The organism is Streptomyces sp. R28, assembly GCF_041052385.1.
GTDB lineage: Bacteria > Actinomycetota > Actinomycetes > Streptomycetales > Streptomycetaceae > Streptomyces.
In genome coordinates this window covers 9,585,993-9,604,994 of the sequence record NZ_CP163439.1, presented here as the reverse complement: position 1 = coordinate 9,604,994, position 19,002 = coordinate 9,585,993, and the positions used below count along the sequence as shown (strand labels likewise).

Genomic DNA, 19,002 nt, shown 5'->3' with positions numbered 1-19,002 from the left:
TGAGTAGCCCTCGACTCAAGCGCCCGCGGCGGACCGACGGCAACCTGTTCGGCATGACCGCTCGCTACTGCTCCCTCGCGCAGCAGTCGGCGCCCGCCTTCGCACCGGGGCTGGCCGCCGAGCGGCTCAGTGCGCTCATCAGCGGGCGTCGGATGTGGGTCAACGGCACCGTGCTGCACTACTGCTTCTTCGACCGGGACTCCGACGGGTCCGTGATCCCCGACCCGGCGACCGGCAAGGCCCGGCGCGTGTCGTGGGTCGGCAGCAAGGAACAGCAGGATGTCGTGCGCGAGTGCTTCCAGGAGTGGCAGGGCCTCGGCATCGGACTGTCGTTCGTGGAGGTGCGCGACCGGTCGGAGGCCGAGCTGCGCATCGGGTTCCAGCTGGGCGACGGCTCCTGGTCGAACGTGGGCAGGGACGCGCTCCAAGTAGGCCTCAACGACCGCACCATGAACTTCGGCTGGGACCTGACCGTGCCCGGGGAGCGCGCGACGGCGCTGCACGAGATCGGGCACGCGCTCGGCCTGCTGCACGAGCACCAGAGCCCGTTCGCCGGCATCCACTGGGACGACGAGGCCGTGGTCGCCGATCTGGCGGGCCCGCCGAACTTCTGGAGCCGGGACAAGACGTTCTTCAACATCCTGCGCAAGCTCGATCCGAACGAGGTCAACGGCTCCGTCTGGGACCCGCACTCGATCATGGAGTACCCCTTCTCGGCCGGGCTGATCCTGGAGCCGGAGCAGTTCCGCGCGGGCCTGAACCCGCCGGGCGTGCTGTCCAGGTCCGACAAGGAGTTCGTCCGGCGCTGGTACCCGCCGGCCGAGACGCCGGGGACACAGGAGCTGGTGCCGTTCCGCTCGGTACCGCTGCGGCTCGGGCCGGCCGAGCAGGCCGACTTCGTCGTCGAACCGCCGGAGACCCGCGAGTACACCGTGGGCACCTTCGGCGACAGCGACACCATCGTCGTGCTCTTCGAGGAACGGGACGGCGAGCCCCGCTTCCTCACCGCCCAGGACGACGGCGGCACGCCGCACAACGCCACCGTCAAGGCCCGCCTGGTCAAGGGCCGCCGCTATTTCGTCCGCGTGCGCCTGTACGCCACCTGGGGTTCGGGTGAGACGGCGGTCATGTGCTGGTGACAGTACGGGTCCGCTGACGCGCACGGACGCGACAGTCCACTGTCCGGCGCCGGGGGAAGCGGCCGGGGAACGCCACCTTCGGGGGACAGTGTCGTCTGGACACTGAAGTGAAGGTGGCGTCCCCGGCCCAACGCGCGTCGGGTCCGCCGCACGGGGGTAGCGGCGGACCCGACAGAGCGCCCACGCGGGCAGGGGGAATTACCTGGTTGGAGCCGACTTCGTCGAGGAGATCCAGCACGTCGCCGCATTCGAGGTCGCGGCGCCCGAAGTCGATCCGGGAACGCCGCATATCGGTGAGGGATCGAGGCTCCGCGGGGCTCGGGAGCGACGATGTCAGCCTCCCGTGCCCGCCGTACTTCAGGTCGCGCGCACCGAAAGGGCGTGGTGGAAGACGTTACGGGGATCCCACTTCGCCTTGATCCGCTGGAGGCGGCGGTAGTTGTCGCCGAAGTACAGGGTCTGCCAAGGAGCACCGGTGTTCCGGGCGGGGTCGGCGAGGTCGGTGTCCGGGTAGTTGATGAACGCGCCGTCGGCGGGCCGCCGGGGCACCACCGGTGTCGGCGTACAGGTCCTCGTAGAGCTCACGCAGCCAGCCGATGTGCCGGGCGTCGTCCCGGGGGTCCTCCCATCCGTTGGCGTAGAACATCTTGATGCAGGCGTCGCGGTGGGGGGTGGCGGTCGCGTCCGTCGCCACGGTGTTGACCTTGCCGCCGTGGGTGTAGAGGCTCAGGCTGCCGCCGGGGTGGTCGTAGTCGGAGCGGGTCAAGTGGTGGTGCAGGGTGTCGATCTGCCGGTCGGTGAAACGTCGTCGCAGGTAGCCCGACTTGACCTTCAGCCGGTAGACAGGGCCGGGGTCGCCCGGTGAGCCGGCCAGGGCCGCGGCCAGCCAGGGCTGGTTCCGCACCGTGCGGACCGGCTGGACCGGAACGCCCCGGTTGATCGCGGCGAGGTGCTCGTCCAGCATCCGTTCGGCGCCGGAGTCGGCGGCCACCTGGCCGATCATGAGCACCGTCCCCGACTGGCGGCGGGTGAGGGCGAGTTCGCTGTAGAGGGCGAGGTACGGGGAGTCGGGGGCGCTGTGCTGTTCGGCCCAGGCGCAGTGGTTGCGGACCAGCCGGGCGAACGAGGTCTTGTCGAGCTTCTGCCAGTCCCAGGTGACCGAGAAGCTCAGCACACCGGACGGCGGGGCGGGCAGGAGGGCGGAAGGGTCGTCGCCGTCGGCGCCTGGTGTGCGGAACCAGTAGCGGGTGACGATGCCGAAGCTGCCGCCTCCGCCACCGGTGTGCGCCCACCACAAGTCCCGGTTCGGATCGGAGGGTTCGCGTGTGGCGACCACCCTGCGCGCCCTGCCCGCCCGGTCCACGACGACCACCTCCACCGCGTACAGATGGTCCACGGACAGGCCCATCAGCCGGGACAGCGGACCATAGCCGCCGCCCAGGACATGCCCGCCGACACCGACGTCGGCACACCAGCCGGCCGGGATCGTCACTCCCCAGCCGAGGTACAGCCTGCGGTAGACCTCGCCCAGCAGGGCGCCGGCCTCCACGGCGAAGGCGCGGCGGTCAGCGTCGTACGACACCGCCGTCATGGCGGACATGTCGACGACCACCTCCACGGCCGGGTCGGCGACGAAGTCCTCGAAGCCGTGGCCGCCGCTGCGGACCGTGATGCGCCGTCCGCTGTCCACCGCCTGCTGCACGGCCCGTACGACGTGCGCGGTCGTGCCGACCACCCAGACGTGCTCCGGCCCGCCCACGAACCGGCGGTTGTAGCCCCGGGACGCCAGGGACCGGTACCGCGGATCGCCGCGCCCGACCATGGCCGGTCCGGGTGTCGGCGGGCAGGACGTCCCGTCCGCCGCCGCGACCGCGCCCGTACCCAGCCCGGGCACCACGACCCCCGCCGTCGTGGCGACCAGACCGCCGCGCAACACGTTCCTCCTGCTCAACGCACTCATGAGACCTCTCCTCCAACTGCCCTGGAGCTGCTGCTTCCTGACGTAACGAAGCTAGGTGGAGAAGCTGCCGAGGGCAGTCGTCCCAGCCCCACGCTTCGCGGTGGTGCCAGCACCCCGATCGGCCGCCCGCGGAAAATCACGTGTCTCGGGGCGGCGGACGGCAGTACGGTCCCTGCGTGATCGAGGACGACGGCTACTTCGGAGAGAACATCGCGGACGACTACGACGATTCGGCGGCGGACATGTTCCGCCCCGACGTGGTGGAGCCGGCGGTCGACCTGCTGGCCGGCCTCGCCGGTGACGGCCCGGCGCTCGAACTGGGCATCGGCACCGGCCGGATCGCGCTGCCGCTGGCCGGCCGCGGCGTCCCGGTGCACGGCATCGACATGTCCCGCGCCATGGTGGACCGGCTGCGCGCCAAGCCCGGCGGCGACGCGATCGGCGTGACGATCGGGGACTTCGCGACGGCGCGGGTGGAGAAGACCTTCTCCCTCGCCTACCTGGTCTTCAACACGCTCATGAATCTGACGACTCAGGACGCCCAGGTCGACTGCTTCCGCAACGTCGCCGCACACCTGGCGCCCGGCGGCTGCTTCGTCGTCGAGGTGATGGTCCCCGAACTGCGCAAGCTCCCCGCCGGGCAGAGCGCCGTACCGTTCCACATCAGCGACACACGTTGGGCGTTCGACAGGTACGACCTCGCCACTCAGGCGATGAGCTCCAACTACGTCACCATCGCCGACGGCCGCGCCGAGCACTGGTCCATCCCGTTCCGGTACGTCTGGCCGGCCGAGCTGGACCTGATGGCCCGGCTCGCCGGCCTACGGCTGCGCGACCGGTGGGAGAACTGGACGCGCGAGCCGTTCACGAGCGAGAGCGGCAAGCACGTGTCGGTGTGGGAGAAACCGGCCGGCTGACCTCGCGCGCGGAGGCCGCCCAGTCCACGATCTGCACCGCCGCGCCCGCGGCCTCCTCGCCCCGGCAGTGGGCGTGGTGCCGGCGGGCGATGCCGTCCAGGTCGAGGTGGGCGCCGAAGGCGGGGTGCGCGGCGAGCCGTCGTGCGTAGGCCCACAGCTGCGGATGGTCGGTGACGTGCGTGACCGCGGCGGCGTCCAGGTGATGGCGGTGCACGGTGTCCAGCTGCACCAGCGTCACCCACAACTCGACGTCCGCGAGGGTCGGTTCGCCGCCGAGCACGTACTCCTGGGAGGCCACCTGCCGTTCCAGCGTGTCCAGCGTGTGCAGCAGGGTGGTGAGCGCGGTGTCGCGTGCCGTCGAGTCGCCGTCGGGCTGTCCGGCGCGCTGCGCGGCCGCGGTGATGCCCTGGTCGCAGAGTCGGCCGATGTTCTCGACGGCCTCCTCGGCGCCGTACGGGAAGAGATCCGGGCCGTGGCCGCCGAACCGTCGGGCCAGGTCCCGCAGGATGTCGGGGGCGTGTGTGCTCACGATCGTGCCGGTCCAGGCGTCGCTGAGCACCGGCGCCGCGGCCGGTCCGGGGTGCTGGTGCGAACTGGCCTCGTACAGCGGGCGCAGCTCCAGGTGCCCCCCGTCCGGGGCGTCGGGCACGGCGGGCAGCAACGTCACCGGGAGGACGTCGTCGAGGCCGAGCAGGCTGTGCGTGACGGCGATCCGCAGACAGCGCGGACATGAGAGCGACAGGTGGAGCCGGTAGCGGCGGGGCGCGGCGTAGTAACCGCTGCGCGCGTCACAGCCGATCCTGCTCCGGAAGGACGGCACGGCGGTCGGGGATGGGGCGGACATGCGTCTCCCTGGGGTGCTCGGTCACGGGCATACGGCGGCGAGGGCGCCGGCCGGCTTCGGCGCGGCCGGGATGCGGTGGATGAGCGTGGGGGGTGTGGTTCAGGCGCGGGCGGGCGTGACGCCCTCGCCCTGCGGGCAACTTGCCGCACTGCACACACGCACGAGGTCGATGTGGCGGCGGGACGTCAGCAGGGGCAGCGGCCGGACGGCGACACGGACCGTGTCACTGCCGAGGTCCAGCGCGGAGCGGCCCATGCTTCCCTACCAATTCACTAGGATTCCCGTACTGGAGTGTCGGGCCACATCCCAGCCGCGTCAAGAGGGCCGCCGAGCAGTGAGACGCCGGTCAGGGGCCGGTCAGGGATTCGTCCAGGCCTCGGGGTCGTCCGCGAGGCTCAGGACGTCGTCGGGCAGCTTGGCCGCGGCCACGTGGGCGAGGGTGACCTCGCCGAGGATCTTGCGGACGTTGGCGCGTACGGCGATCCACAGCGGGAGCAGGGACTCCGCGGGGCCGATGTAGGAGAGGTCGGGCGGGCGTACGCCGCGCACCGAGACCAGGGGGCCGTCCGCCACCCGGATCACGTCCGCGATGGGGATGGAGTCGGCCGGACGGGCGAGCCGGTAGCCGCCCTTGCCGCCGCGCTGACTGACCACGAGGCCGCCCCGGCGCAGGTCGCCGAGGATGCCCTCCAGGAACTTGTGCGGGATTCCCTGCGCCTCGGCGATCGCTTCGGCCTTGAGCGAGGTGTCGTCACCGGCCGCGGCCAACTCCAACGCCGCCCGCACCGCATAGTCCGCTCTCGCCGAGATCCGCATACTGAGATTATCCATCACCGCCGTGCCCGATCCCCGCCCGCCGGCCCCTCGGTCAGGCGGGAAGGCTGAACGGGGGATGTGCGCCGTTGAGGAAGTAGTCCCCGACCTCGCGCAATCGGTGGGCGACCGGCTCGCGCAGGGTGTGCGTGCGGGTGTCGCGCCAGAAGCGGTCCAGGCCGTGCCGCGCGAAGGCGGCGGGCACACCGACGGCGTCCATGGCATGAGTGGTGATCTCCTGCGCGGCCCGGGCGGCGGCGGCCTCGGCCGCGCTCGCGAGGACGGCGATCTCCGCGCACTCCTCGTCGTCGAGCTCCTCGCCCCGCGCGAGGCCGTGGGTCAGGGCGGCCACCGCCTGGTCGGCGAGGGCGGCCGCGGCACGTGCGGCGACGGCGAGTTCGCCGTACGCGGTCAGCACGTACGGGTCCTGCGGCGGGCTGCCCGGCCAGGGCTGGGGGGAGAACGGCTGCCAGGCGGACTGCGCCGCCCGTCCGTGCTCGCGGACTTCACCGAGCAGCCCCTCGGCGACGCCGATGCAGAACTGCGCGGAGACCAGCCGGGCGGTCGGCGCGGCAAGGCCGGTGAAGGGCGACAGGGCGCCCTCGTCGGCGGAGAGGGAGCCGAGCACGTCGTCGGCCGCGACCGGCACGGAGTCGAACCCCACGCCGCCGGCGGCCGCCAGGCGCTGACCGAAGGTGTCGCCGCCACTGCCGTTCACGAGGCCCGGGTGGGCGGGGTCCACGAGAACGGCGAGGGGCTCGCCGGTGCCGGGTACGGCGGCACGGACCACGAGCCGGTCGGCGACGCCGACTCCGGAGCCGTACCTCTGATGGCCGTCCAGCACATAGCCGTTGGCCGTCGGCGTCAGCATCAGGGGCGGCTCCTGCGAGGCGATGCCGCCTCCCCAGTACCACTGCCCGGCGGTGAACGCCCGCTCCACGCGGGCGGCACGGTCGGGGCCCGCGAAGAACCGGGCGCAGTAGGACAGGAAGTAGTGGCTGCCCAGCAGGTGACCGACGGACCCGTCGGCCGCGGACAGGGTCCGTACGACCGTGTAGGCGGTGCGCCAGTCCGCGCCCCCTCCCCCGTGCGCGGCCGGCACCAGCAGGGTCAGCAGCCCCGATTCGCGCAGCCGCGCGACCTCGTCGAGGGGTGGTTTGCCGGCCTGTTCGCGCTCGACCGCGTCCGTGGCCAGGTCGTCCGCCAGCTCACGGGCTATGTGCAGCCAGTCGGCCGGCTCGGCTCGCGCCGCGGTCGCCGCGTCGGCCGGGGGTGCGCTTGTCATGGCTGACTTCCTTCAAGGCAGAAGAGAACGCGATCCCGGGTTGCCCGGCCGACCGTTCCACGTCATCCTCACTCGCTCACCCGAGGGGGGTCAACACTTCCCTAGTAATTCGATAGGAAATCTAGGGAATACCTGCCGCTCTGGCTGATTACCGCTCCGCGAAGGGGATCTGGGCCACGGGCTGTGCGGCCGTCGCGCCACGGAACGGGTGGTTCCACAGCCCTTGCGCCTCCAGCCGCGGCAGGACCCCCTCGCCGAACCAGTACGCCTCCTCCAGGTGCGGGTAGCCCGAGAGTACGAACTCGTCGATGCCCAGCCGGTGGTACTCGGCGATCCGCTCGGCGACCTCGTCATGGCTGCCGACCAGCGCGGTGCCCGCGCCACCCCGGACCAGCCCGATGCCGGCCCAGAGGTTCGGGTGGATCTCCAGGCCGTCCCGGCCACCGCCGTGCAGGGCGAGCATCCGTTGCTGCCCCTCGGACTCGCTGCGGGCGAGCCCGGCCTGTACGGCCCGTACCGTCTCCGCGTCGAAGCCGTCCAGCAGCCGCCGGGCCTCCGCCCACGCCTGCTCGCCGGTGTCCCGGGTGATGACGTGCAGACGGATGCCGAAGCGGACGCGCCGGCCCTCCTTCTCGGCCAGCGCCCGGATCCAGGCGATCTTCTCGGCGACGGCCGCCGGCGGCTCGCCCCAGGTGAGGTAGACGTCGACGTGCCGGGCGGCGATCTCACCGGCGATGGGTGAGGAGCCGCCGAAGTACACCTCCGGGACCGGGTCGGGCACGCGGGCCAGCTTCGCGTCCTCGACCCGGAGGTGTTCACCGGCGAGATCGACGGTCTTGCCGTCCCACAACTGCCGTACGATCTCCAGGAATTCACCGGTACGGCGGTAACGGTCGTCCTTGTCGAGGAAGTCGCCGTAGGCGCGCTGCTCGTGGCTCTCCCCGCCCGTGACCACGTTGAGCAGCAGCCGTCCGCCGGTCTGCCGCTGGAAGGTGGACGCCATCTGTGCGGCGAGGGTCGGCGAGACGAAGCCGGGCCGGAAGGCGACCAGGAACTTCAACCGCTCGGTGTTCTGGCTGACCATCGCCGTGGTCAGCCACGCGTCCTCGCACCAGGCGCCGGTCGGGGTGAGCGCGCCGACGAAGCCCAGGTCCTCGGCGGCGCGGGCGATCTGGCTGAGGTAGGCGACCGTCGGCGGCCGGTCCCGCCCGGACGCGGTGGCGGGGGTGCCGTGGCCGCCGCCGACGACGTGGCGGCTGTCGCCGTTGGTGGGCAGGAACCAGTGGAAGGTGAGGGACACGTCGGGTCTCCGATCAGAAAGGCCGGGCAGGGAGGTCAGGGGTGTGCGGGGTCGTTCGTCACAGCAGGCCGTGCCGGGGCGGCTTGGTGCCGCTGAGCACGTAACGGCCGATGTGCTGGACCTTCCAGCGGGCCGGGTCGTGCAGGGTGTGGGTGCGGGCGTCGCGCCAATGGCGGTGCAGGCCCAGGGAGTCGAGCGCCGAGCGGGTGCCGGCCACCTCGAACAGGGCGCTGCCGACCTCCACGGCAGTCTCCGCCGCGGTCACCTTGGCGGCGGCCACCGCGATCGAGGCCTCGGCGGCCGAGTCGTCGGTCAGGTCCGCGCGGGCGACGTCCACGGACCGCGCGGCGGTGGCGAGCAGCGCGTCGGCGGCCCGTACCCGGATCGCCAGTTCACCGAACCGCTGGATCAGCAGGGGATCCTCGGCGGCGGTCGCGTGTCCTTCGCCGACGCTCTCGAACCAGGGTCGGCTCTTCGTGCGGACGAACTCCACGGCCTCGGCCAGTGCTCCGGCGGCGATCCCGGCGTCGATGGCGGCGTGCAGCAACTGGGCGACGGCACCGTGGAGTTGAGGTCCCTGGAAGGTGAGGTGGTGCGGCACCACGCGGTCGGCGGGTACGGGTACCGACTCCAGGCGGACGGTTCCGCTGGCGGTGGTGCGCTGTCCCATGCCGTCCCAGTCGTCCACGACCGTCAGGCCTGGCGCGTCCCGGGGTACGTACGCCACGTGCAGGTTGTCGTCGTCGGCGCGGGCGAGGACGGGGATCCAGTCGGCGAACAGGGCGCCGGTGGAGTAGTGCTTGACGCCGTCGAGGACGTACGACCCGTCCGGGCGCCGCCGGAGCCGCGTCCGGATGTCCTGCACATGGCTGGTGCCGGCCTCCGACTGGGCGTTGCCGAACCGCTTGCCCGCCAGCACCTCGCCGAGGAAGAACTCCTGCTGCTCCCGCGTCCCCTGCCGGCGCAGCACGCCCACGTACACGAAGTGGCTCTGCGGGATCTGGGCCAGGCTGGCGTCGGCCGAGGCCAGCAGCCGGAAGATCTCGGCGAGTGTCTCCGTACGGACGTCCGCGCCGCCGAACTCCGCGGGCACCGTCACCCCGAGCAGCCCGAAGGCGGACAGCCGCTCCAGTTCCGCGTGCGGCAGCCTTCGCCGAGCGTCCCGTTCGGCGGCGTCCTTGCGGAACTCCGCGGCCAGTTCGGCGGCGACCGCGAGGGCCTCGGCGTCGTCGGCGATCACGGTCGCGGCGCTCATCCGGTGGCCGCCAGCAGGGTCGTACGGCCACCGAGGGCGAGCGAGAACTGGTCGGTGACCTGGGCCAGCGCCTCGGCCGCGCCCGGTGCGACGGTCAGGGTGCCGTCGCCGCCCACGGTGATGTCCTTGTCGAGGGTGAACCAGCCCGGCGTGATGTGGGCGGGGCCCATGGAGTTCAGCACGGGGCGCAGGGCGTAGTCGATGGCCAGGACGTGGGCGGTGGTGCCGCCGGTGGCCAGCGGCAGGACGGTCTTGCCCGCGAGCGCGTACTGCGGGAGCAGGTCGAGCAGCGACTTCAGCAGGCCGGAGTAGGCGGCCTTGTAGACGGGGGTGCCGATCACGATGCCGTCCGCGCGCTCGAACAGGGCGGTGACCTCGATGATCGCCGTATGCCGGAAGTCGGCGTGCAGCAGGGCTTCGGGCGGGAGGGCGCGGACGTCGAAGGGGATCACGTCGTGGCCCTGGGCCCTGAGCCGGTCGTCCAGGTGGCGCAGCAACCGGGCGGTGCGGGAGGTGGCGGAGGGGCTGCCGGAGACGGAGAGGATGGTGGCCATGGGAGGACCTTTCAGGAGTACCAGGTGGGCTGCGGCAGTTCGCCGGTGAGGACGTGGCGGCCGATCTCGCGGCGCTTGTAGGCGACGGGGTCGTGCAGCGTGTGCGTGCGGACGTTGCGCCAGAAGCGGTCCAGGCCCTCGGCGGCCACGGCGTCGGCGAGTGCTTCGGCGGCCCACAGCTTGGCGGTGAGGTCGCCGTAGGTGTCGATGACGTACGGCTCGTCGACGGCCTGCTCGTGACCGCCGTGCAGCCAGGCGCGGGACTTGGTCCGGGTGTAGGTGGCGGCGGTCTCCAGGGCGCCGGCGGCGATGCCGAGGTAGAAGTTGACGAAGACGAGCTGGATGGTCGGCACGTTGAGGGTGTTGTAGATGCGCGGCTGGAACACCTCGTCGACGTAACCGGCCGCCGACCACCACGGCGTACGGACGCCGTCGAGGGTGGCGCCGCCGCACTCGGTCAGAAGCTGGCCGATGATCTCCCAGCCGTCGTGGAAGGTCAGGTCCCCGAAGCCGAAGGGCACGATGGCGGATTCGTCCTGGTCGATGCCGTCCAGGACGCCCTTGAGGACCACAACGTCGGAGACCCTGCTGCCGGTGGAAACAACCCCTGACGGTGCGAAGCGTCGTGCCAGGCTCGTGACGTCGCGGCGGGACACGCCGGAGGGACGACACCACTCAGGCGGTCGAGCGTCCGTGAACCTCAACCCATCAGGGTTGGAATCCTCCCGCTTCCAGCGGGGGGAGGATGTCAAAGGTAGTGGTAGCCGAGTAGCTGCCCGATGGAGTTGTCCGCCTTGGTAATCTCGCGGTCCACGCGGTAGGCGGTAGGCCAGTCCTGGCCTGCGCCGCCGTGTTCGGTGGGGCTGAGCAAGGTGACCAGGTCGGCGTCCTTGAGGAGTTGACCTCCGTCGTACCAGGTGCCCGGCGCGGTCGCGGGCGGCGGCGTCGGTGGCGAGGACGGCGGCGACCTCGGCGGCGCGGACGAGCCAGCCCTCGGCGTCCTTGGGGGCGGGGGCGGTCTCCCAGTCGGCCGGTGCGGCGGTGCTCATGGGGAACCCCTTCTCGGCTGTGGGTACGGGTGGCGGTCAGGCGTGGGCGGCGGCGACGGGCTCGGACCCGGACTCGGCTTGCTGGGCCTCCAGTTCGCGTACCAGGGGCAGCACCCGCTTGCCGAAGTACTCGACCTCCTCCAGGTAGTGCAGGAAGCCGAGGAGGAAGAGGTCGACGCCGAGCCGCTTGTAGGCGACGATCCGCTCGGCGATCTGCTCGGGCGTGCCGATCAGGCCGGTGCGGAAGCCGTCGTTGTACTGGACGAGGTCCTCGAAGCTGGAGTCCTGCCACATGCCCTTGCCGTCGGCGGTGGACGGACCGGCCTGCTGCACGGCGTCGCGGAAGCCGTGGACGGCGTCGGTGTTGGCCTTGGCGACGATCTCGCGGAGCGTGTCGCGGGCCTCGGTCTCGGTGTCGCGGGCGATGAGGAAGCCGTTGAGGCCGAACTTCGGTGCGGTGCGGCCCACTTGGGCGGCGGCGGCGCGGACGTCGTTGATCTGCTCGGTGACGCCGTCGAAGTCCTTGCCGTTGCTGAAGTACCAGTCGGAGACGCGGCCCGCCATGGCGCGGGCGGCGGTGGAGTTGCCGCCCTGGAAGATCTCCGGGTGCGGGCGCTCGGCGGTGTTCAGCGGCTTGGGCTTGAGGGAGAAGTCGCGCAACCGGTAGAAGTCACCGGCGAGTTCGGTGTGGTCCTCGGTCCAGATCTTGCGCAGGGCGCTGATGAACTCCTCCGAGCGGCGGTAGCGCTCGTCGTGCTCCAGCCACGGCTCGCCCAGCGCGGTGAACTCGCCCTTGAACCAGCCGCTGACGACGTTGACCGCGAAACGGCCGTTCGACAGGTGGTCGGCGGTGGCGCCGAGTTTGGCGAGGACGCCGGGGTGCCACAGGCCGGGGTGGACGGCGGCGATGACCTTCAGGCGCTGGGTGGCGAGGAGCAGGGCGAGGCTGAAGCTGGTCGACTCGTGCTGGAACTCGGCGCCGTAGCTGGCCATGTAGCGGACCTGGCTGAGGGCGTAGTCGAAGCCGTTGTTCTCGGCGAGGACGGCCAGTTCGCGGTTGTAGTCGTAGCCCCAGTCGGTGCGCTGCTCGATGGTGCTGGTGACCAGGCCACCGCTGACGTTCGGCACCCAGTAGGCAAAGCGGACGGGGTCGGATCCGGGCGGTACGGGCATGGGGGAACTCCTGGCATGACTGCGCACGCGAAAAGGGCGCGTGCGTGACAGGGAAATGTGTTCGGTGAGCGGGATTCAGGCGTGCGGACGCACTGTTCCCGGGAAAGCCGAAATCACGAGGGAAAACGGCCGGCGGGGGAATTCACGAGCGGAGATCGGCGCGAGTGCGAGGGTTTCCCTCGGGTGCGCTCAGACCCGACAGCGACAGCAGGAACTGGAGACACGCGCGAGGTCGACATGGCGTCGCCGCGTGAGGTCCTGTCGCTTCATGTCATCGATCAAAGCAGCGGGGAGTCCGGGTGGTCAAGAATGCCAGGACGTGATTCCACATGCTGAGAGTCGGTATTCACGAGGTTGTGACAGGGATTCCCTTGAACGCGGTGCACGGCGAGCGGCACGCTCCTGTCGTGCGTATCGAACAGCTCGAATACATCGCCGCCGTCACCCGATCGGGGTCACTTCGGCGCGCCGCCGAGGAACTGCATCTGTCCCAGCCGGCGCTCAGCGAGACCGTGCGCAATCTGGAGCGCGAACTCGGCGTGGACCTGCTGGAGCGCAAGCGGTCCGGGGCGAAGATCAGCGACGAGGGCCGGGAACTGCTGCCGCACATCATGAGTGTGCTGGACGCGGTCGACCGGCTGCGCGGCGCGGCCGGGGACCAGCACCGCATCAGCCGCATGGTCCGCCTCGGCACGGTCAACACGGCCACCGTCCCGCTGGTCATCCCGACCGTGCGGGAGTTCCGGGCCTCGCACCCGCTCACCCAGGTCGAGTTGGTCGGCGCGCAGCAGTCCGAGATCCAGCGCGGGCTGCTGGAGGGCGCGTTCGATCTGGGACTGGTCAACTACCTCGGGGGCGACGACATGCCACCCGGCTTCGAGACCACGGAACTGCTGCGTGGGCGCCCGGTGGTGTGCGTACGTCCGGACAGTCCGCTGGCTGCCCTGGACACGGTGGACGCGGACAGCCTCCTGGCCGAGCCGCTAGTCGTGATGCGGTCCGGCTATGTCATGCACCGTTTCCTGCACCGGCTGCTCGACGGCCGCACTCCGTCCTTCTCCTACTCCACCGACGGCGCCGAGATGGGCAAGCTGATGGTCGCCGAGGGACTGGGGGCGACGGTGCTGCCCGATTTCAGTGTCCTCGGCGACCCGCTGGAGCGACGGGGCGCGATCACCGTACGGCCGCTGGCGGACGACGCGACCGACGTGCTGCTGGTCCTCCAGCGCCGGCCCTCCGGCTCCGTACCCCGCGCGGTGCGCGATCTCAACGAGCTGTTCGTGCGCAACGCCCGTGCGTACCGGTCCCCTTGAGGACGTCGGCTACTTGTTGGTCCTCGGCAGGCCGGGCGGGTTGATCTGCGACTTGGTCACGGCCTCGTCGGACAGGCCCCAGCGCTGCAGCACCTTCGCGTACGTCCCGTTCCCGATGACGTGGTCGAGCGCGTCGGCGAGCGGCTTGACCAGGCCGCTGTCCTTCTTGGTGGTGGCCGCGATGAGGCCTTGGAGGGTGGCGCCGGCGCCGGAGTAGGTGCCGACGACCTCCGTCTTCGCGGTGGTGGCCGCGTGGTAGGCGGCGGTCGGGTTGGGGCCGAGGTACAGGTCGATGCGGCCGGACTGGAGGGCGAGGTAGGTGTCGCTGTCGTTCTGGTAGTACTTGATGTCCACCGGCTTGCGGCCGGCCTTCTCGTTCTCCTTGCTCCACTCGACCAGCAGCTTCTCCTGGTTGGTGCCGCTGCCCACGGCGACCGTCCGGCCCGCCACGTCCGCGGGCCCGGTGACCTTCAGCCCGCTGCCCTTCTTCGCCTCGAAGGCGAGGTTGTCCTCGCGGTAGGTGGCGAAGTCGTACTTCTCCTTGCGCTCCTCGGTGACGGTGATGTTGCTGAAACCGGCGTCGTACTTGGCACTGTCGAGGCCGACGAAGATGTTCTCCCAGGACACGGTGTGGATGTCCGCCTTGAGGCCGAGAACGTCGGCGACCAGGTACGCGAGGTCCGGCTCGACGCCGATGACGGTCTTGTTGTCGGTGGCGTAGAACGTCAGTGGCGCGGCGGAGCCGGAGGAGGCGACGAGTTCGAGGGTGCCTCTCCTGCGGATCTTCTCCGGGACCTCGGCGGCTATGGAGTCGACCTTGCCGGTGGTGACGCGGTCCTGGTCGGGACCGAGGTTGATCCTCGTCCTGGCGCCCGAGGTGGCCGCGACCTCGGTGGTGCCGCCGTCGGTGGGGTTGGCGCAGGCGGCGAGGACGAGGGCGGAGGCGAGTCCGAGCGCGGCCGCGGTGGTGCGGCGACGGGCGAGGCTGGTGGTCACGGTCGTTCTCCTTGCGTGCGGAACAGGGCTGTGCGACAGGGCGTGAAACGGAGGTGAGGGCCGGTCAGAGGACCTTGGAGAGGAAGGCGCGGGTGCGTTTCTGCTGCGGGTTGTCCAGGACGGCCGTGGGCGGACCCTGCTCCACGACGACTCCGGCGTCCATGAACACCACCGTGTCGGCGACCTCGCGGGCGAACCCGATCTCATGGGTCACGACGATCATGGTGGTGCCGGTGCCGGCCAAGTCCTTGATGACGTCGAGGACTTCACCGACGAGCTCCGGGTCCAGCGCCGACGTGGGCTCGTCGAAGAGCAGCACCTTCGGTTGGAGGGCGAGCGCGCGGGCGATGGCCACGCGCTGCTGCTGGCCGCCGGAGAGCTGGCGCGGGTAGGCGTCGGCCTTGTCGGCGAGCCCGACCCGGTCGAGGAGCCGGCGGGCCGTCTCCTGCGCCTCCTTGCGCGGTCGGCGCAGCGCGGAGACGGGGGCCTCGACGAGGTTGTCCAGGACGGTCAGATGCGGGAAGAGGTTGAAGTTCTGGAAGACGAACCCGATGCTGGTCCGCTGCTTCAGAACGTCCTTCTCCTTCAGCTCGTGCAGCTTGTTCCCGGCGCGGCGGTAGCCGATGAGTTCGCCGTCGATGCTGATCCAGCCGCGGTCGACCTTCTCCAGGTGGTTGATGGTGCGCAGCAGCGTGGACTTCCCGGAGCCGGACGGGCCGAGGATCACGGTGACCTCGCCGGCGCGGACCAACAGGTCGACACCGCGCAGCACCTCCAGGGGTCCGAAGCTCTTGTGGACGCCGTGGACGTCGACCATGACGGCACTCATGAGCTCTCCTTCGTCACGAAGCGCCGGGCGCGCTGGAGCGGGGTGGGCGGCGGGGTGCGGTCGGCGCCGCGGGCATAGCGGCGCTCCACGTAGTACTGGGCGACCGACAGCAGGGAGGTGAGGACGACGTACCAGGCGGTGGCGACCAGCAGCAGCGGGATCACCCGGCCGTTGCGGCCGTAGATCACCTGGACCTGGTAGAAGAGCTCACCGATCGACATCACGTACACCACCGAGGTGCCCTTGAGCAGGCCGATGATCTCGTTGCCGGCCGTGGGCAGGATGGCGCGCATGGCCTGCGGCAGGACGATCCGGCGGATCTGCCGGAGCCGGGGGATGCCCAGCGCCGCGGCCGCCTCTAGCTGCCCGGGGTCGACGGAGAGGACGCCGCCCCGGACGATCTCCGCGGCGTACGCCGCCTGGTGCAGGGTCAGCCCGATGACGGCGGCGCCGATGGTGCCGATGAGGGCGTTGCTGTCGACGGACCAGAACACCGGGCCGAAGGGGATACCGACGCCCAACTCCTCGTACAGCGCACTGAGGTTGAACCAGAACACCAGCTGGACGATCATCGGGATCGACCGGAAGATCCAGATGTAGGTCCGGGCGACGGTCGAGAGCACCGGGCTGCTCGACAGCCGCATGAAGGCGAGCACGGTGCCGAGGAGGAAGCCGAGGACGGTGGCGTAGGCGGTGAGCTGGAGGGTCACCCACACCGCCTGGACGATCGTCTCGGAGAAGACGTAGTCGCGGAAGACGTTCCACTCCCAGACGGGGTTGGTGGCCAGCCCGTGCGTGAACTGGGCGACCAGCACGACTACGGCGACGCCGGCGGACCAGCGGGCGTAGTGGCGGGCGGGTACGACCTTCAACTCGGCTGGTTCTTCGGCGAGTTGCCTGACCGGTTCGGTGATGGTGTCGCTGCTCATGGGTCACCTGTGCTCGGGCGGGTTGATCCGCGACGCGTCGATCGCGGAGGCGGAGGTGCCCCACTTGGCGAGGATCCGGACGTAGGTACCGTCCTTGATCAGCTCGTTGACGGCCGCCTGGAAGGCCTTGGTGAGCGGGGATGCCTTCTTGAAGGCGAAGCCGACGTCGAGGCGGTGGAACTCGCCCAGGAACGTGGTCTGCGACGCGGGCTTGGCCGCCTGGTGGCGCAGGCCGTTGATCGTCGACATGATCACGTCGATCCGGCCCTGCTGGAGCGCGGTCAGCGTCGCCGCGTTCTCCGAGTAGACCTTCACGTCGTACGGCTTCCTGCCCGCCTCGGCGCACACGCCCTTCTGCGCGGTGAGGGTCGCCTCGAAGGTGGTTCCGGCGCCGGTGCCGATGGTCAGCCCGCACAGCTGGGTGAGGTCGGTGACCTTCGCCTTGAGCGCGGTGTTGCCCTTCTTCACGGCGAAACCCTGGCCGTCGTTGATGTAGGTGACGAAGTCGATGGTCTTCAGGCGCTCGCCGGTGACGCCGAAGTTGCCGGTGCCGAAGTCGTACTTGCCGCTGCCGAGGGCGGGCAGGATCGTCTCGAAGGAGGCGTCCTGGCGCTCCAGCTTCACGCCGAGCACCTTGGCCACCGCGTCGGCGAGGTCGATGTCCTGGCCGGCGGGCGCCTTGTCGGTGCCGTTCGGGTAGTAGGCCCCGGGCGGGAACCCGATCGAACTGCCGACCCGTAGCGTGCCCGCCTTGCGTACGTCGGCGGGCAGCAGGGCGGCGACGGAGTCCACCTTGCGTACGGCGGCCACCGGGTCGTCGGTCGGCGCGGGAGAGCCCTGGGCGCCCACGGGCAGCGTGCCGTCGGTGTCGCCGGAGCCGCAGGCGGTCAGCGCGAGCAGGGGCAGCAGGGCGAGGGCGGCGGCGCCGCGCAGTCGGGTTCTGATGGTGCGGAGGTTCACTGGTCGGGGGCCTTTCCCGTGCGTTCCCTGACTGCGAGGTGCTTCTCGAACGGCAGCGGGCCGATGGCCTCCGGGTCGGCCTCGGTGTCGAAGAGGGGTGTGTAGCCGGTGGCCAGGTACAGGCCACGGGCCTCGGGCTGGCGTGGCCCGGTGGTCAGATGGATCCGCCGGTAGCCGCGAGCGCCCGCCTCCCGCTCCAACTCGGCGATGACACGCCGGGCGAGGCCGCGTCTGCGGTGCGCGGAGTGCGTCCAGATCCGCTTCAGCTCGGCCGTGTTCGCGTCGTACCGCCGGAAGGCGCCGCCCGCGACCGCCTCGCCGCGCTCCAGCAGCAACAGGAGCAGACCGCCGTACGGTTCGGTGAACTCCTCGTCCGGGTAGCGGGAGATCTCGGCGTGCGCGTCCTTGCCATAACGGGCCGAGTACTCGTGGCCGAGTTCGCGCAGCAGGGGCTCGACCCGGGGGTCGGAGACGGTCACCTGAATGACCGTCAACTCCGGTGCGGAGGTCACCCGTTCACCGCCGCGAGGGTCTGCGTGCCACGCGCCGCACGCTCGGCGTCGCGCTTGGCGACCTCCTCGCGGACGATCGGGATCACGTACCGGCCGAAGTCGATGGCGTCGCCCAGCAGGTCGTACCCGCGCGCGGAGAGGATGTCGACGCCGAGGTCGTAGTAGTCGAGCAGCGCCTGGGCGACCGTCTCCGGGGTGCCGACCAGGGCGTTGGAGTTGCCCGCGCCACCGGTCGCGGCGGCGGTCGGGGTCCACAGGGCGCGGTCGTAGCGCTCCCCCGCCTCGGCGATGGCGATCAGCCGCTGCGAGCCGACGTTCTCCGGGGTGCCGCTGCGGTGGTGCCGTACGAGTCCCGCCTCTCGCCGCTCCCGGATGGCGCCGACCGTGCGGTGGGCCTTCTCCCAGGCCAGTTCCTCGGTGGGCGCGATGATCGGGCGGAAGGCGACCTGGATGCGCGGCACGTCGGTGCGGCCGGCGGCCTTGGCGGCGGCCTTCACGGTCTCGATCTGCTCGGCGGTCTTCGCCAGGGGCTCGCCCCACAGGCAGTAGATGTCGGCCTCGGCACCTCCGGCGGCGTACGCGGCCGCCGACGAGCCGCCGAACGAGACGCCGGGGCGGGGCTGTTGGACCGGGAAGACGTCGCTGACGAAGTCGTGGAAGCGGTAGTGCTCACCCTCGTGGTCGAAGGGCTCGTGGGTGGTCCAGATCTTCTTGACGATCCGGATGTACTCGCGGGTGCGGGCGTAGCGCTCGTCCTTGGTGAGGGTGTCGCCCTCACGCCCCTGTTCGTGGTCGCTGCCGCCGGTGATGAAGTGCACGGTCAGCCGGCCCTCGCTGATCTGGTCGAGGGTGGCGAACGTCTTGGCGGCGAAGGTGGGGTACGAGACGTTGGGCCGGTGGGCGAGCAGGATCTGCAGGCGTTCCAGCCGGCTCGCGATGTACGCGGCGGCCGGGGCGGGGTCCGGCGATCCGGAGCCGTAGGCGAACAGCACCCTGTCCCAGCCGTGGTCCTCGTGGGCCCGGGCGAGCCGGAGGGTGTACTCCTTGTCGAACGCGGCACCGGAGCGCGGCGTGGTTTCGGAGCCGTCGTTGGTGGCGGCGATACCGAGGAACTCCACGGGCATGGAAATGACCTTTCGGGGAGTGCGGCGCCCGGGCATGCAAGCAGGCAGGC

At 70.9% G+C, this 19,002-nt stretch carries 19 protein-coding genes and 2 pseudogenes; 3 read left to right on the top strand and 18 right to left on the bottom strand.

The annotated features are described in order from the left end of the window. The first annotated feature begins 53 nt into the window (after window positions 1–53). Window positions 54–1,139, top strand: coding sequence for a M12 family metallopeptidase (locus AB5J49_RS42195; protein WP_369174160.1), 1,086 nt, complete (start codon window positions 54–56; stop codon window positions 1,137–1,139). Window positions 1,140–1,496: 357 nt separating this feature from the next. Here AB5J49_RS42195 and AB5J49_RS42190 read toward each other — a convergent pair whose 3' ends face one another. Further along, complete coding sequence (locus tag AB5J49_RS42190) at window positions 1,497–1,688, bottom strand: BBE domain-containing protein (RefSeq protein WP_369174159.1); 192 nt, start codon at window positions 1,686–1,688, stop codon at window positions 1,497–1,499. A gap of 874 nt (window positions 1,689–2,562) precedes the next feature. Beyond that, window positions 2,563–2,961, bottom strand: a pseudogene (locus AB5J49_RS42185) (FAD-binding oxidoreductase); the annotation flags it as partial. Window positions 2,962–3,275: 314 nt separating this feature from the next. Here AB5J49_RS42185 and AB5J49_RS42180 point away from each other — a divergent pair. Beyond that, window positions 3,276–4,016, top strand: coding sequence for a class I SAM-dependent methyltransferase (locus AB5J49_RS42180; protein ID WP_369174158.1), 741 nt, complete (start codon window positions 3,276–3,278; stop codon window positions 4,014–4,016). On the opposite strand, the gene AB5J49_RS42175 is transcribed toward AB5J49_RS42180, so the two are convergent. The 10 genes and pseudogenes from AB5J49_RS42175 to AB5J49_RS42130 form a co-directional block, all read right to left on the bottom strand. Further along, a complete protein-coding gene (locus AB5J49_RS42175) occupies window positions 3,964–4,860 on the bottom strand; it encodes a glutathione S-transferase C-terminal domain-containing protein (RefSeq protein ID WP_369174157.1) in 897 nt (298 codons plus the stop codon). The genes AB5J49_RS42180 and AB5J49_RS42175 overlap by 53 nt on opposite strands. 99 nt (window positions 4,861–4,959) lie before the next feature. Further along, window positions 4,960–5,115, bottom strand: coding sequence for a hypothetical protein (locus AB5J49_RS42170; RefSeq protein WP_369174156.1), 156 nt, complete (start codon window positions 5,113–5,115; stop codon window positions 4,960–4,962). A gap of 102 nt (window positions 5,116–5,217) precedes the next feature. Further along, window positions 5,218–5,676 (bottom strand): Rrf2 family transcriptional regulator, encoded by a 459-nt coding sequence (locus AB5J49_RS42165; protein WP_062713929.1) that lies wholly within the window; start codon window positions 5,674–5,676, stop codon window positions 5,218–5,220. 52 nt (window positions 5,677–5,728) lie between these two features. Then, a complete protein-coding gene (locus AB5J49_RS42160) occupies window positions 5,729–6,958 on the bottom strand; it encodes an acyl-CoA dehydrogenase family protein (protein ID WP_369174155.1) in 1,230 nt (409 codons plus the stop codon). 148 nt (window positions 6,959–7,106) lie between these two features. Beyond that, window positions 7,107–8,258, bottom strand: a complete 1,152-nt coding sequence (locus AB5J49_RS42155; protein ID WP_369174154.1) for an LLM class flavin-dependent oxidoreductase — start codon at window positions 8,256–8,258, stop codon at window positions 7,107–7,109. Between the two features lie 58 nt (window positions 8,259–8,316). Beyond that, on the bottom strand, window positions 8,317–9,513 hold the full coding sequence (locus AB5J49_RS42150; RefSeq protein WP_369174153.1) for an SfnB family sulfur acquisition oxidoreductase: 1,197 nt from the start codon (window positions 9,511–9,513) through the stop codon (window positions 8,317–8,319). Continuing rightward, on the bottom strand, window positions 9,510–10,067 hold the full coding sequence (gene ssuE, locus AB5J49_RS42145) for an NADPH-dependent FMN reductase (RefSeq protein WP_369174152.1): 558 nt from the start codon (window positions 10,065–10,067) through the stop codon (window positions 9,510–9,512). The genes AB5J49_RS42150 and ssuE overlap by 4 nt, the downstream gene beginning before the upstream one ends. Before the next feature lie 11 nt (window positions 10,068–10,078). Beyond that, window positions 10,079–11,116: pseudogene (locus AB5J49_RS42140) on the bottom strand (monooxygenase). 36 nt (window positions 11,117–11,152) lie between these two features. After that, window positions 11,153–12,289 carry a dimethylsulfone monooxygenase SfnG gene (sfnG, locus tag AB5J49_RS42135; protein ID WP_369174151.1) on the bottom strand — a complete coding sequence of 379 codons (1,137 nt, stop codon included), beginning with the start codon at window positions 12,287–12,289 and terminating at the stop codon, window positions 11,153–11,155. Window positions 12,290–12,478: 189 nt separating this feature from the next. Then, a complete protein-coding gene (locus tag AB5J49_RS42130) occupies window positions 12,479–12,559 on the bottom strand; it encodes a putative leader peptide (protein ID WP_351078001.1) in 81 nt (26 codons plus the stop codon). Window positions 12,560–12,696: 137 nt separating this feature from the next. Here AB5J49_RS42130 and AB5J49_RS42125 point away from each other — a divergent pair, with 137 nt between their 5' ends. After that, window positions 12,697–13,602 carry a LysR family transcriptional regulator gene (locus AB5J49_RS42125; RefSeq protein ID WP_369174150.1) on the top strand — a complete coding sequence of 302 codons (906 nt, stop codon included), beginning with the start codon at window positions 12,697–12,699 and terminating at the stop codon, window positions 13,600–13,602. Between the two features lie 9 nt (window positions 13,603–13,611). Here AB5J49_RS42125 and AB5J49_RS42120 read toward each other — a convergent pair whose 3' ends face one another. From AB5J49_RS42120 to AB5J49_RS42095, 6 genes are all read right to left on the bottom strand, one after another. After that, window positions 13,612–14,598, bottom strand: coding sequence for an ABC transporter substrate-binding protein (locus AB5J49_RS42120; RefSeq protein WP_369174149.1), 987 nt, complete (start codon window positions 14,596–14,598; stop codon window positions 13,612–13,614). A 64-nt stretch (window positions 14,599–14,662) separates the two neighbouring features. After that, window positions 14,663–15,427 carry an amino acid ABC transporter ATP-binding protein gene (locus AB5J49_RS42115; RefSeq protein WP_369174148.1) on the bottom strand — a complete coding sequence of 255 codons (765 nt, stop codon included), beginning with the start codon at window positions 15,425–15,427 and terminating at the stop codon, window positions 14,663–14,665. Then, window positions 15,424–16,356, bottom strand: coding sequence for an amino acid ABC transporter permease (locus AB5J49_RS42110; protein WP_369174147.1), 933 nt, complete (start codon window positions 16,354–16,356; stop codon window positions 15,424–15,426). The genes AB5J49_RS42115 and AB5J49_RS42110 overlap by 4 nt, the downstream gene beginning before the upstream one ends. Before the next feature lie 3 nt (window positions 16,357–16,359). Then, the gene (locus tag AB5J49_RS42105) at window positions 16,360–17,316 is read right to left on the bottom strand and encodes an ABC transporter substrate-binding protein (protein ID WP_369174146.1); all 957 of its coding nucleotides are present in this window, start codon (window positions 17,314–17,316) and stop codon (window positions 16,360–16,362) included. Then, on the bottom strand, window positions 17,313–17,828 hold the full coding sequence (locus AB5J49_RS42100) for a GNAT family N-acetyltransferase (RefSeq protein WP_369174145.1): 516 nt from the start codon (window positions 17,826–17,828) through the stop codon (window positions 17,313–17,315). Before AB5J49_RS42100 ends, AB5J49_RS42105 begins: the two co-directional genes overlap by 4 nt. Then, entirely contained in the window at window positions 17,825–18,952 is a 1,128-nt protein-coding gene (locus AB5J49_RS42095; protein WP_369174144.1) for an LLM class flavin-dependent oxidoreductase, read from the bottom strand. Before AB5J49_RS42095 ends, AB5J49_RS42100 begins: the two co-directional genes overlap by 4 nt. Window positions 18,953–19,002: the final 50 nt, after the last annotated feature.

Bases quoted from the DNA above. Each gene is read 5' to 3' on its own strand.
- AB5J49_RS42195 (WP_369174160.1), top strand. From the start codon at position 54: ATGACCGCTCGCTACTGCTCCCTCGCGCAGCAGTCGGCGCCCGCCTTC.
- AB5J49_RS42175 (WP_369174157.1), bottom strand. From the start codon at position 4,860: ATGTCCGCCCCATCCCCGACCGCCGTGCCGTCCTTCCGGAGCAGGATC.
- AB5J49_RS42170 (WP_369174156.1), bottom strand. From the start codon at position 5,115: ATGGGCCGCTCCGCGCTGGACCTCGGCAGTGACACGGTCCGTGTCGCC.
- AB5J49_RS42165 (WP_062713929.1), bottom strand. From the start codon at position 5,676: ATGCGGATCTCGGCGAGAGCGGACTATGCGGTGCGGGCGGCGTTGGAG.
- AB5J49_RS42160 (WP_369174155.1), bottom strand. From the start codon at position 6,958: ATGACAAGCGCACCCCCGGCCGACGCGGCGACCGCGGCGCGAGCCGAG.
- AB5J49_RS42150 (WP_369174153.1), bottom strand. From the start codon at position 9,513: ATGAGCGCCGCGACCGTGATCGCCGACGACGCCGAGGCCCTCGCGGTC.
- ssuE (WP_369174152.1), bottom strand. From the start codon at position 10,067: ATGGCCACCATCCTCTCCGTCTCCGGCAGCCCCTCCGCCACCTCCCGC.
- sfnG (WP_369174151.1), bottom strand. From the start codon at position 12,289: ATGCCCGTACCGCCCGGATCCGACCCCGTCCGCTTTGCCTACTGGGTG.
- AB5J49_RS42130 (WP_351078001.1), bottom strand. From the start codon at position 12,559: ATGAAGCGACAGGACCTCACGCGGCGACGCCATGTCGACCTCGCGCGT.
- AB5J49_RS42115 (WP_369174148.1), bottom strand. From the start codon at position 15,427: ATGAGTGCCGTCATGGTCGACGTCCACGGCGTCCACAAGAGCTTCGGA.
- AB5J49_RS42110 (WP_369174147.1), bottom strand. From the start codon at position 16,356: ATGAGCAGCGACACCATCACCGAACCGGTCAGGCAACTCGCCGAAGAA.
- AB5J49_RS42095 (WP_369174144.1), bottom strand. From the start codon at position 18,952: ATGCCCGTGGAGTTCCTCGGTATCGCCGCCACCAACGACGGCTCCGAA.